The 13,216-nt window shown below is 47.8% G+C and carries 9 protein-coding genes and 1 riboswitch; of the genes, 5 read left to right on the top strand and 4 right to left on the bottom strand.

Annotation, left to right across the window (positions count from 1 at the left end):
- Positions 1-96 precede the first annotated feature (96 nt).
- Positions 97-1,038, top strand: coding sequence for a thioredoxin-disulfide reductase (gene trxB, locus IEX62_RS19300; protein ID WP_188777343.1), 942 nt, complete (start codon positions 97-99; stop codon positions 1,036-1,038).
- A gap of 390 nt (positions 1,039-1,428) precedes the next feature.
- Here trxB and IEX62_RS19295 read toward each other — a convergent pair whose 3' ends face one another.
- On the bottom strand, positions 1,429-2,532 hold the full coding sequence (locus tag IEX62_RS19295) for a hypothetical protein (RefSeq protein WP_188777342.1): 1,104 nt from the start codon (positions 2,530-2,532) through the stop codon (positions 1,429-1,431).
- 942 nt (positions 2,533-3,474) lie between these two features.
- Between IEX62_RS19295 and IEX62_RS19290 the strand changes: the two genes are divergently transcribed.
- Positions 3,475-3,837, top strand: a complete 363-nt coding sequence (locus IEX62_RS19290) for a hypothetical protein (protein WP_188777340.1) — start codon at positions 3,475-3,477, stop codon at positions 3,835-3,837.
- A gap of 253 nt (positions 3,838-4,090) precedes the next feature.
- On the opposite strand, the gene IEX62_RS19285 is transcribed toward IEX62_RS19290, so the two are convergent.
- Both IEX62_RS19285 and IEX62_RS19280 read right to left on the bottom strand, forming a co-directional pair.
- On the bottom strand, positions 4,091-4,315 hold the full coding sequence (locus tag IEX62_RS19285; protein WP_188777451.1) for a hypothetical protein: 225 nt from the start codon (positions 4,313-4,315) through the stop codon (positions 4,091-4,093).
- Between the two features lie 244 nt (positions 4,316-4,559).
- Positions 4,560-5,723 (bottom strand): ROK family transcriptional regulator, encoded by a 1,164-nt coding sequence (locus IEX62_RS19280; RefSeq protein ID WP_188777339.1) that lies wholly within the window; start codon positions 5,721-5,723, stop codon positions 4,560-4,562.
- A 196-nt stretch (positions 5,724-5,919) separates the two neighbouring features.
- Between IEX62_RS19280 and xylA the strand changes: the two genes are divergently transcribed.
- From xylA to IEX62_RS19265, 3 genes are all read left to right on the top strand, one after another.
- Positions 5,920-7,236: a xylose isomerase gene (gene xylA, locus IEX62_RS19275; protein WP_188777337.1), complete on the top strand. Its 1,317-nt coding sequence runs from the start codon at positions 5,920-5,922 to the stop codon at positions 7,234-7,236.
- A 326-nt stretch (positions 7,237-7,562) separates the two neighbouring features.
- A complete protein-coding gene (xylB, locus tag IEX62_RS19270) occupies positions 7,563-9,059 on the top strand; it encodes a xylulokinase (protein WP_188777335.1) in 1,497 nt (498 codons plus the stop codon).
- Positions 9,060-9,528: 469 nt separating this feature from the next.
- Entirely contained in the window at positions 9,529-10,665 is a 1,137-nt protein-coding gene (locus tag IEX62_RS19265; protein WP_188777333.1) for a transglutaminase domain-containing protein, read from the top strand.
- Between the two features lie 184 nt (positions 10,666-10,849).
- On the opposite strand, the gene IEX62_RS19260 is transcribed toward IEX62_RS19265, so the two are convergent.
- A complete protein-coding gene (locus tag IEX62_RS19260) occupies positions 10,850-12,322 on the bottom strand; it encodes an amino acid permease (protein WP_188777330.1) in 1,473 nt (490 codons plus the stop codon).
- A gap of 107 nt (positions 12,323-12,429) precedes the next feature.
- Positions 12,430-12,627, bottom strand: a riboswitch (Lysine riboswitch).
- Between the last annotated feature and the right edge of the window lie 589 nt (positions 12,628-13,216).

The following is a 13,216-nucleotide window of genomic DNA, read 5'->3' as shown; positions in this document are numbered from 1 at the left end:
ATATCGTTCTACGATTAGCGATTATCTAACACGAGGACGAGGTTAACTGAAAAACAATTTTGGCAAAGCAAACTATCGCATATGGAGGAATACACTATGTATAAATCAGTAATTATCGGAACTGGTCCTGCTGGACTGACTGCGGCGATCTATCTGGCACGCGCGAATATGAGCCCGCTCGTGATCGAAGGCCCTCAGCCAGGCGGTCAGCTGACAACGACAACTGAAGTCGAGAACTTCCCTGGTTTCCCAGATGGTATTATGGGTCCAGAGCTGATGGACAATATGCGTAAACAGGCAGAACGCTTTGGCGCTACCTTTTATACAGGCTGGGTGGATAATGTAGATATGTCCCAGCGTCCATTCAAGCTGCAAGTAGAAGGTAAGGGCGAGATCGTAACGGAGACACTGATCATCTCCACAGGCGCTACTGCCAAATATCTCGGTATCCCGAACGAGCAGGACAATATCGGTCGTGGTGTCAGCACCTGCGCAACCTGTGACGGCTTCTTTTTCCGTAATAAAGAAATCATCGTTGTCGGCGGCGGCGACTCGGCATTGGAGGAAGCAAGCTTCCTGACTCGTTTTGCATCAAAAGTAACGCTGGTTCACCGTCGTGAAGAGCTACGTGCATCCAAAATCATGCAGGATCGCGCACGTGCGAACGACAAAATCGAATGGGCGCTTAACCGCACGCCATTGGAAGTCGTAGCAGGCCCACTCGGCGTGACTGGCTTGAAAGTACTGAACAACGAGACTGGCGAAGAAGAAGTGATCGAAGCTCACGGTGTATTCGTAGCGATCGGTCACCATCCTAACACCGGATTCCTCGGCGGACAGATCACTACAGACGAGAACGGCTACATCATGACCCACCCAGGCACATCCGAAACGAACATCCCTGGCGTATTCGCTTGTGGTGACGTACAGGATACACGCTACCGCCAAGCGATCACCGCAGCAGGCAGCGGCTGTATGGCAGCGATGGATGCAGAGAAATTCATTGAAGCAGCGGAGCATGCGGCGGTAACGCTGTAAGTTCGTAAATTGACCCTATGACCCAAAACGAATACGCGTATGACGTGTAGAACTTCCTATATATTTTCGATATAAAATGCACTCTTCCCATGTCTATTCAAAGCCCTTTTAGGGAAATGAATAGGTATGGAGGAGTGCATTTTTGATGTTGTTGATAGTTAAACGTTATAGCAAAGCAAGGTATAGAAACGAGAGGAAGCAAGAGACCAAAAAACTAAAATACTAAAATACGTAAAAAATAAAGTGCTAAAAAGCTAAAAAGCTAAAAAGCTAAAAAGCTAAAAAGCTAAAAAGCAAATACCCTATTCGCTGACGAGGCTGTATCTTTGTCTAACCATCGTTTCTGTTCTAACCATTCAATTCAAGCTAATGCTTTATCACAAATGGCAGCTACTCGTATCGCCATGCTTGAATAGAGTCTGCACCGATTTTGAGAAACAGATCGGTTTCTGCATGGTACAGATCAGGTTGAATCGAATGGTCTAACTGCTGGTGCTCCGTCTGCTGTGTCGAAAGATTCCATACCTGTAGAGGTACAGCTCGTCCCCAGGCGAATAGTTTGCCATCAGAAGATGCAGCAAGCTGAGCCTGCGGATGAACAAATACGTCTGGTAGATCGGTGCGGGTTTGAAATTCAGGGACACCTGTAATGACTGTATGGCGAGTGCGCAATTTTGCATTATAGATCATAATCACCGACTGTGTACCTTCTTCTCCCCAATCTTCCTCATCCAGCAAATCTTCATCCAGCTTCCCCCAGATGGCTAGCAATTCATCATTCAGCCATACCATAGGTAGATCCCAGTCAATCAGCGGTTGCCAGACGGAATCAAGTGATGTCCCATCTTCGGATTCCCATACATTGGCGAGCCATGCATTATTATTCCATACAAGAGTTACTCCAACTGGAGCCCATACCCAGCCTGTTTCGGCAAGGAAGGTTCCATTGGGAGAGCTATGTAATTTCCCGTGAAAATAGTTTAAATAATGCGCCTTTTCCGCATCCGATTCGCCCTGAGGGTTGGGAATGGTTCGTGTACTGAGCGGTTTCATTTCTGGCAAAAGGGCGGTCAGCTCCAGCCGATTCCAGTCTGTACCATGAGCTAGTAGCAGCTGGTTGTTTAGTCTAATAAAAGCAAGCGGATAAGTGGATTTATCATAATGATACTCCCCTCGTTCAAGTGTGAGTATCGTTGTACCTGAGGTAAGTTCGACAATAATTGCATATTTGCCAAATCGGTTCGATATACCAGCAAAGCGACCGCAAGGACTAACAATCAATTGCACAGGATGATCAGGCTCCCATTCCGGTAATTGGATCGTAGCTAACTGTCGAGTCATACCCGTTAGCAGTTCAATTTTCCATAGCTCTGCATCCGTGTTTAAAGCCAACAATAACGGTTGTTCTGCTGTGAAGGATGGTAGTACACACAGAGCCACCAGGTTTCCCGGGCTTGGCTGTAGCTGTGGTAAAGATACGGCATGAAGATTCATATTCGTTCTCCTTCGTTATGTATTAGATCGTAGTAGGATCGTTCTATAGAAAGCTAGACCTATAAACTAAAAAAAGTTCCATCTATAAAGATACACAAATAAAACCAGTAGCTCCGCAAAGAGTTACTGGCTTTATTATACTTGAATCGATAAGACATATCGATTCACTGGTGCCTATGATGTGGTGCTAAAACCAGACATTCGATATCGCCTGAAAAACTAGAAAAATTCCAAAGCCGGCCATTAATAGGGAAATCCCTTTTTTGCGCTTCGCTTGCGAAAAATTAAATACACCAAGACTGAACAATGGCACAATAATCAGGGCAAACAAAAACATCAGTACATAAAAGGGCAACGAAATATCAGCAGTTTCCCAAAAATGCATAGTTGCTTTCTCTCCATTTCACAGTAGGTTCATGATCTGTTTACGTCATCGTTATGAGCAAGCGAACATGGACGTTACGCTTGCTCGTTTGCGTATAAAGTCACACTACATTTTCCAATAAAGTCGTACTGCGCCAGCTTCATAAAATCCAAGCTGGGCGGGCGCGATTCTCTCTATTTATCTGTACTTTCTTTTTATTTGTAGGCTGGGTAGTGTTACCGGATGTATACCAGTAGAAGGCATTATACACAAGTACACTTCAAGTTCCTGCAATTACCAATATCGAAATTATAGACTATAATCCGCTATATCGTTCATTATAAATAAGGCGATTTTACGTCAAATTTTAAATAAGCTAGCAAGCAAAATCAAAATAAAAAAGCAGGTAAAAGCAAAATATTTGCCAGTCCATCTGTTTAAAGGGGCTCTATCAAAGCATCGTTGTTATCAAATAAAACTATAACGGTTCCGGTCATTTTTGACTGAAATCCGGTTGAAATCTCATTTATTCCGAGTATAATAATCGGTATACAAAGAGATTGAAGGTGAATGAAATCGTGAACCCTATCCATAGTATCGTAACAGAGCGAAATGATGATTACCTGGACTTGCTCAACTATGCAATCCAGATCGGTGATGAGGAATGGCAACAGGAGATTTTGCTGAATCTGAAGCGTCTGAATCACTCGGAGGAGTGGCAGCGTGAATGGGCGGTGACCGAGCAGCTGTGGAGACAGTTTGATCGGATTAATCAGCAGCTATTATCGCTGTACGATTCGATTCGTGAAACGACTGACGATTCCTCGAAGCAGCGTCTACTGGAGCAGTGGTGGCAATTGAAGCTGGAGCGTATTTCTGTATCGCGTCAAATTCAGGCAGAAAGCCTGTCGCTGAATAGCGATTGTGAATCTTGTCGATAATCAAGGGATGCTTCCCTTCTAGTATAAAAAAGAACCGACCTCATCGAAAGGTCGGTATCCTATATTGAGCTATACTTTTAGACTATAACGGAGCATGGCTCCGATCGAGGTGTAGAGCGAGTAGACTCTGCTTGTTAACGATCAGCACCATCTGCGGTTCACTGCGAAGCATACCGTTGCACCGATATGCCTTCAAGCCTCCAACCAACAGCACAAGCCAGCATCATTCACAGATCGCTCAGATCCTTGTGAATTACATGCTGGCTTGTTTCATGTCACGCATCATTGTCATCATGGATGTCATCATTTCATCGCATTCTTGCAGACGACTCATCATCATATCCATGTCCATATCCATTTCCTTCATGCTCATACCGGACTTGCTGCACATGTCCATCATCATTTTCATGTTGTTCATCTTGCTCATCATGTCTTCCATGCACATCCCCATCATCATTTGCATACACATTTTGTCCATTGTCATTATAGCCAACTCCTTCAAAATGGTTTTTGATGTTGCCGGATGCAGAGCAGAACTTGCAGCCCTGACGCTGTTAGCATACTATAATTTCCAGCTGAATACAATGAGAAACAGCCGCAAACAACCCGAACGTGCAGGAGACATTCTGGTTGTTTGTGGCTGAATTAGGATGAGGCAAATATCAATACTGTGCCTGCTTCATTCGTCCTGTGCCTCCTTATATGACGCAAAGGCAGAACCGTCAGATCGATATACGCACCCGACCGAGAAATTGTGAGATCGCAGCATAAGCAGCGCCGATTACGGTCGATTGCTCCCCCAGCTCAGAGTATTGAATGACGAGCTTTTGGCGGTGATAGGGCAGTGTACGCTGGGATACGACAGCTTCTACATGCGGAGCGATCCACGGCTCAGCCTGGCGCATATGTCCACCGATAATGACCAGCTCTGGATTGAAGCTGTTAACGAGATTGGTAATGCCCACGCCAAGGTACTCGCCAATGCACTGGAATAAGCGAATCGCTTCAGGCTCATCCCACATCGCTTGTTGTACCCAGTAGGCGGTATTCGTATTTGGATGTGGATCGATCAGGGTATGCTCGTAGGCTAGTTCGGAAGCGTACAGCTCCCAGCAGCCGCGGCTACCACAGGAGCAAGGCAGACCGTTGGCTTCGACGGACATATGTCCCGTTTCTCCGGCATAGCCGCGTGCGCCCTTATAGGGCTGACCATCGATAATAATACCGGAGCCAATCCCCATACCGACACTAATATAGACGAGGTGCCTTGCATGTCGTCCTGCACCGAATTGTAGCTCGCCAATCGCCCCTGCATTCGCTTCATTATCGATCGTGACAGGCAGCCCGAATAGCTGCTCCAGCTCCTCGCGAAGCGGTACGCCCTCCCAGCCAAGGTTCGGAGCGAATAGCACATTGCCCTGCTCGTCCACCATGCCAGGTACACCCACGCCCATGCCGATCAAGCCGTGAACGGACGGTGGAACCTCGGCGACTAGCACTGCCATCATGCGCTGCATCAGCTCTAATGTCGTTTCTACACGGTGATCAGGCAGTGGCTCGGTATGACGGGTGATGATTTTGCCCTCCAGATCGGTGAGTACAATCGTCAGCTCATTCACGCTCAGCTCTACCCCTGCGGCATAGCCTGCATTCGGATTGAATTCCAGCATGAGTGGTTTACGACCGCCGCTGGATTGACCTTCACCGGATTCCAGCACCAGCCGATCGTCGATCAGCTCCTGTACTAGATTGGATACGGTAGCTTTATTTAAGCCGGTGAGCTGAGAGACACGTGTTCTGGATAATGGTGCATAGAGGCGAATGTTATCGAGGACGAGCGATTTATTTATTTTTTTGACGAGTGCTTGATCACCTGTGATTTTCATTATGTTTCTCCTCTCCAGAATGAACGATCATGACTTTGTTTAATGAATAGACAAAGTCTTTTATATATGTTAGGATAGCGATGTAAACGATTTCTTTCAAGCTAAATATGGCAGAACGGACAGCGTACGACAGGAGCAACACCGATTCGGACGCGGAAGTTCATGACCGAAAACGAATCAGAGGAGGATTTATGTAATGGCTTATTTTGCAGATATTGAACGTGTGCAATATGAAGGTGTCCAATCCAAAAATCCGTATGCTTTTAAATTTTACAACCCAACCCAGGTCGTTGCTGGTAAGACGATGGAAGAGCATCTGCGCTTTGGTATGGCGTACTGGCATACACTCGTTGCCGGTGGTGCTGATCCGTTTGGTGTCGAAACCGCTTCCCGTCCGTGGGGTTCCTATACAGGTATGGATCTGGCAAAGGCTCGTGTAGAAGCTCTGTTCGAGCTGCTGGACAAGCTGAGCATTCCGTACTTCTGTTTTCATGATGTAGACATTGCACCGGAAGGCGATAGCCTCCGCGAATTTTATAACAATATCGATACGATTGTCGAGCTGATCGAGCAGAATATGAAGCAAACGGGCAAAAAACTGCTCTGGAATACAGCGAACATGTTCAGCAATCCACGCTTTATGCATGGTGCAGCATCGACCTGTAATGCGGATGTGTACGCCCATGCAGCTGCTCAGATCAAAAAAGGTCTTGAGGTGGGTAAACGTCTCGGCGCCGAAAACTATGTATTCTGGGGCGGCCGTGAAGGCTACGAGACATTGCTGAATACCGACTATGCGCTGGAACAGGATAATATGGCACGCATGTTCCATATGGCTGTTGATTATGCGAAGGAAATTGGCTTTGATGCACAGTTCCTGATCGAGCCGAAGCCAAAAGAGCCAACTAAGCATCAGTACGATTTCGACGCGGCAACCGCAATTGCCTTCCTACAAAAGTATGATCTGACCGATCACTTTAAATTAAACCTGGAAGCGAACCATGCCACACTGGCAGGACACACCTTCCAGCACGAGCTGCGTGTGGCACGCACCAATGGCATGCTGGGCTCGCTGGATGCGAACCAGGGCGATATGCTGATCGGCTGGGATACCGATGAATTCCCGGTTGATCTGTATGCAGCTACCACTACGATGTATGAAGTGCTGCAAAATGGCGGGATCGGCCGCGGCGGTATTAACTTTGATGCGAAGGTACGTCGTCCATCATACACCGCGGATGATCTGGTGATCGCGCATATCGCAGGTATGGACACATTTGCCAAAGGTCTGACAACGGCTGCACGTCTGCTGGAAGATCGCGTATTCGAGGACTTTATCGACAAGCGCTACAGCAGCTTCCGTGAAGGCATCGGTGCCGATGTCGTAAACGGCAAAGCCACACTGTCATCTCTGGCTGAGTATGCGCTGAACAATGAGCAGCCACGTGCCAACGAGTCGGGTCGCGAAGAATTGCTGAAAGCTACCCTGAACCAGTATCTGGTGACAGAGTAATTGGACAACCTGTAATACGAGAAGAACAGACAACAGTCGCTTCCTTCGGTTCCCGTAAGGGAGCAGGGGAGCGGCTTTGTTGCTTTTTCTATACATGCCTATACGATTGCTGTAGACAAGCGTATTACAAATGTGAATAAGATCGCTGGTGCTAATGTTAATACTGGTGAAATATTCAAAGCGAATCATGCTAATTGTTCCGTATAACTGGCATGAGCATAATCGAATATGTAGATTATGGATAGAAGCAAAAGCCCATATACACGTAATTAACAGTTATACAATGAAATACGTAAACGAACGGCTATCACTGGGGAGGTTATCGTATGAGCTATGTGATCGGTGTTGATCTGGGGACGAGTGCGGTGAAGACGGTACTTGTGAATCGACAGGGACAGGTTGCTTTTGAGACATCGGAGTCGTATCCGTTATCGCAGCCAAAGCCAGGCTATAGTGAGCAACATCCAGAGGACTGGGTGGAGAAGACGCTGTTATCGCTACGCAAACTGCTAGAGGTATCGAAGGTTCCAGCAAGTGAAATTGAAGGACTGAGCTTTTCCGGGCAGATGCACGGTCTGGTCCTGCTAGATGAGCAGCATCAGGTAATTCGTCCAGCGATTCTGTGGAATGATACGCGAACCACGGCACAATGCCGCCGTATTGAACAAGCACTCGGCGACGATCTGCTGAAGATCGCTCGCAATCGGGCGCTGGAGGGCTTTACATTACCGAAAATTCTCTGGGTGCAGGAGCATGAGCCGGATCACTGGGCGCGCGCGTCTGTCTTTGTATTGCCAAAGGATTATGTACGTCTGCGGCTAACCGGTGATCTGGCGATGGATTATTCAGATGCGGCAGGTACATTGCTGCTGGATGTGACGGCTAAGGCATGGAGCGAACGAATCGCGACTGCTTTTGAGCTGCCGCTGTCCTTTTGCCCGCGTCTGGTGGAATCGTTTGATGATGTTGGTGGATTATTGCCGGATATCGCTGCGGCAACAGGGCTGAGTGAAGGTACGCGTGTGTATGCAGGTGGAGCGGATAATGCGTGCGGTGCGATGGGTGCGGGTATTTTGAAGGAAGGGCAGACGATGTGCAGTATAGGTACGTCCGGTGTGGTGCTGTCGTATGAGGAGCGTAAGGATCTTGATTTTGAAGGGAAAGTCCACTTTTTCAATCATAGTGAGCGGGATGCCTTCTATATTATGGGGGTGACGCTGGCTGCTGGATATAGTCTGGAATGGTTCCGCAGTACGTTTGCAGCAGAGCAATCGTTTGAGACGCTACTGGATGGAATCGATACGATTGCGCCTGGAGCGGATGGCTTGCTGTTCACCCCTTATATCGTAGGAGAGCGCACTCCGCATCCCGATGCGGATATCCGCGGTAGCTTTATCGGGATGGATGCTTCGCATAAGCTGCATCACTTTGCTCGCGCGGTGCTGGAGGGGATTACATTCTCACTGCGTGAATCGATCGATATTTTACGCGAGTCAGGCAAGTCGATTACCGAAGTGATCTCGATCGGTGGCGGTGCGAAAAATGAGACCTGGCTGCAAATGCAGGCGGATATTTTTGGCGCAACGGTCGTACGTCTTGAAAATGAACAGGGGCCTGCGATGGGTGCGGCGATGCTGGCGGCATATGGAAGCGGCTGGTTTGAGTCGCTGGAGCAATGTGCAGCGGCATTCCTGCGTACTTCCCGTTCGTATGCACCGGATGCAGAGCGTACGAAGCGGTATGATGAGCTGTTTGCGATCTATCGTGATGTGTATACAGCGACCGCTGAGCTGAATCGTAGATTGACTTCTTTGCGTGGATGAGTTGTAGGCGATACTAGAGCGAACTAGAGAGGCGAGCTATGAACGCTATATGGCGTGTATAGCTCGCCTTTTCTATTTTAATTTCACCGAAGATTGTTATCTGTTCAGCGGTGTAGATCGTAGAAAGGGTCGGCTATTGGTAAGAGGAGAATAGGCAAGCAGATACGGGGAGGCGTATGAAGGCAATCGATCCTTTTCATAAGGTAGCAACAGGCCTTGTACTCCCGCAAAATTCAGGACTATGTGCTAAATAAGTTACAGTGTTATAATGAGCAAAATGACACGCTTTTCCGCCCTGGAGAAGATGCTAATATACGGAATGCGCGCAACTATCGAATTGTTCCTGCGTTGTATTATAGAGGCAAAAATAATTTGTGAACTTGCTTGTTTATTCTATTATTGCAGCCCGTCATTTTGCCGATATAATGCATTAAAGCGAATTCAATTTTGGAAGGGCGGATACGTCTGAATGAAAAACTCAAGTCATCTCTGGGCCAAAACCTTGCTGGCCGGAACTCTGTTGTTCGCCGGCTTGCCACTTGTTAATGCTCCGCAGTCTGCACAGGCAGCTACTGCACAATCCGTTATGTACAGTTCCAGCGATGTGGTCGATCAGCTTTATCGCGCGTTGATGAATCGTGATGCTGAGACGACATTTGTATACAATGGAACGACTTCCGGTCTGAAGGCGATGCTTCAGGATGCTTTTGAGCAGGCACTGGAGAAAGATCCGTACACACAATATGTACTGGATAGCTATGGCTTGAGCTGGCGTCAAAATGCCTATTCCGCCAAAGTGACAGTCACGATGAATTATCGTGAAACAGCTGCACAGACTGCTTATGTACAAAGTCAGGTGAAGCAGATTCTGTCCAATATTGTGACAACAGGGATGAATGATCACCAGAAGGTGAAGGCGATCCATGACTGGGTTGTACGCAATGTGAAATACGATGAGACGTATACTCGTTATACCGCCTATGAAGCCTTGCATGATGGGACGGCCGTATGTCAGGGCTATGCACTGCTCACATATGAGCTGCTCAAGGAAGCTGGCATTCAGAATCTGATCGTCGAAGGAACAGCGGGCGGCGAGCTGCATGCATGGAATCTGGTAAATCTGGATGGTACATGGTATCACCTGGATACAACATGGGATGATCCTGTTCCAGATCAGGGCGATGGCGTAGATACAACGTATTATCTGCTAACCGATGCGCAGATGAAAAAGGATCATAACTGGACGAAAACATATCCGGCTGCCAACACGACGTATCAGAGCACACTGGATAAGCTGATCAGCACAGGTGGAACACAATCCAGCGTATACCAGCAGCTGGCACGTGCACTCGATTATGCAACGATCGGTAACGGCACCGCAGATACAAGCACCGCTTATGTCTCTGGCGCAGCACTCAAATCTCAGGTACAATCTGCACGCACCAATGGGAAAACGATGCTGGTCTTCCGTTACAATGGCAACCTGAATAGCCTGAAAAGCGATCTGCGTTCCCTGTCTTCGATCGGTGTACGCTCGATCTCCTATACCGTCCAAGCGATGAATAGCACGAATAACGATCTAAAAGTAACGCTGTACTGGCAATAAGTCCGTATCAGCCCCAATAATAAAAAACCTTTCCGTTACACAAACCGATCTGCACATCAGATCCGGTTCACGTGATACGGAAAGGTTTTTTTGTTATCTTCACAGGTTGTAGCTGTTCAAGTAACGTGGAATGAGGTCGTTGGAGCGATACTCATTTCAGGCAAACCGTATAACCGATACAGCATTATACGTCCTGACGAGCACCTGTATCCAGATCGCATTCTTTTAAAGGGACAAGGCGCGTGCCTTTACTCCATTTGTAGCCAAGCCATAGAATCAGGAATAACGGTACGCTCACATACGTTGCGAAAATCGATTTCCAGTCGATACCGTCGGCTGTAATATACGATAAGCTCTGTCCGACAATAACAATCGCACACAGGATAAAAGCAAATAAAGGGCCGAATGGGAACCATCTTGCTCGGAAAGGCAGCTCATTCAGATCGCGTCCCTGCGCGACAAAGGCACGACGGAAGCGATAATGGCTAATCGCAATGCCGAGCCATGTAATAAAGCCGCACATTCCCGAAGCGTTCAACAGCCAGCTATATACGATCCCATCGCCAAACAGGGAAGCGAAGAAAGCCAGCATGCCAAAAGCCGCCGTGACGATCAGTGCATTTTGCGGAATACCACGCGAGTTCAGTCGAGCGAACATCTTCGGTGCTTTACCATCACGTGCCAGTGCAAACAGTACACGAGTGGAGGCATACATCCCCGAGTTCCCCGCAGATAATACCGAGGACAGAATAACCGCATTCATTACAGCCGCCGCAAAAGCAAGACCTGCCTTATCAAAAATAAGGGTAAACGGGCTGACGCCAATATCAGTCAGATCACTACCAAGCAGCGAAGGTGTCGTATACGGAATCAGTAGACCGATCACCAGAATCGCCAGAATGTAAAAGATCAGAATACGCCAGAACACCTGACGAATCGCACGCGGAACGTGCTGACGCGGATTCTCACTCTCGCCCGCAGCGACCCCGATCAGCTCGGTGCCCTGGAACGAGAAGCCTGCCGCCATAAATACCCCGATAAAGGCAAGCAGTCCACCATGAAACGGTGCATCGCCCATCGTAAAGTTGCGAAAGCCTACCGCTTCGCCGCCCATAATGCCGAAGATCATCAGCACGCCGACAATCAGGAACAGTACAACGACCGCGATTTTGATCATAGCGAACCAGTATTCCGATTCCCCATAGCCTTTGACCGATAACACATTCAATAAGAAAATTAGCGCCAGAAACAGCAGACTCCAGATAAAGGACGAGCTGTCCGGGAACCAGTATTTAATAATAATCGTAGCTGCTGACAGCTCGGCAGCAATCGTCACTGCCCAGTTGTACCAGAAGTTCCAGCCCATCGCAAAACCAAAGGCAGGGTCAACGAAGCGAGCCGCATATGTGTTGAACGAACCGGAGTCTGGCATATAGGTTGCCATCTCTCCGAGACTTGTCATGAGAAAATACACCATAATACCGACGCACGCATACGCGAGCAGCGCGCCACCCGGGCCGGCATTCGCTACCGCACCGCCGCTCGCAAGGAACAGACCGGTTCCGATCGATCCACCGAGTGCGATCATGGTCATATGTCTGGCACGCAGACCAGCTTTCAGTTGGGTCTTGGTTGTGTTTGTTGCAGGTGAACTCATATTGCTTGGATACACTCCTTCATCATCGTTCAGGGGAAGAAGGGTCATAAAAAATAGACCGCAGGCCAGCTGCGATCTATCGATATCGATCCCGCATCATACTTCCCCTTTAAGATAGCTCAACACAATGAAAGGCTAGGTTTTTTTCATTGTGACAGTTCTGTCCCTTTCGAGTACAGCCCCAGCACAGTGCTATTGGAGTGCAGCACCGCACTTCGGCAGCATGACCTTTCCGATCGGCATCTATGGCAACTCCATTGCCTGCTCCGATCATACTAATTCATGTTGCGACCTCTACCTCATCGTGGTTGTGTGATGAGGCATATTATGCAGTTGTCGTACGTATCAGATGGATACTGACACGGATGTGTTACAGTATAGCTTTTTGGTGGGGGTTTGGCAATGATTTTGATGGGAAAGTTGAAAAATCATGGGGTGTGCTGTGTTGCGAAGTTACAAGTGGGAAGTGAAAAATAACAAGTGACAAGAGATACATGGTGTTGCTTTGAACTGAGTGAGTGTTTTGGTTTTAGGGATGCGTGTTTGGCTAATTTAGTGAGGGGGCAGCATCCACTTCCGGTAAGGAATAAGGGGACGAACTCCGGTCTCGCACAGGAATCTACGGAGTAGGAGTAAAATGTAGATTCCCGTGCTCAAAGGTCGTTCTTACCCCTTATTTCCTTGCCTCCGTTCCGTTGTATTTGCGGACATATGCTGGATGTGCAATTTAGTTAATGTAGTGTATTGCGTTTACTGATTCGTATTTCTAAACTTAACACTGTAACTGTAACTGTAACTGTATTCAAGCCCTTCAATTCGAATTTCGTGTCTCAAGTTTGTGTTTTTAAATGAAGTGTGTGCGGGGATTTTTATAACTTTTTGGGTGGGGAGGGG

It is taken from the genome of Paenibacillus hunanensis (genome assembly GCF_014645615.1).
GTDB classification, from domain to species: domain Bacteria; phylum Bacillota; class Bacilli; order Paenibacillales; family Paenibacillaceae; genus Saccharibacillus; species Saccharibacillus hunanensis.
Note: the sequence above shows the minus strand (reverse complement) of the source record. Positions and strands in the feature narration are given on the sequence as shown.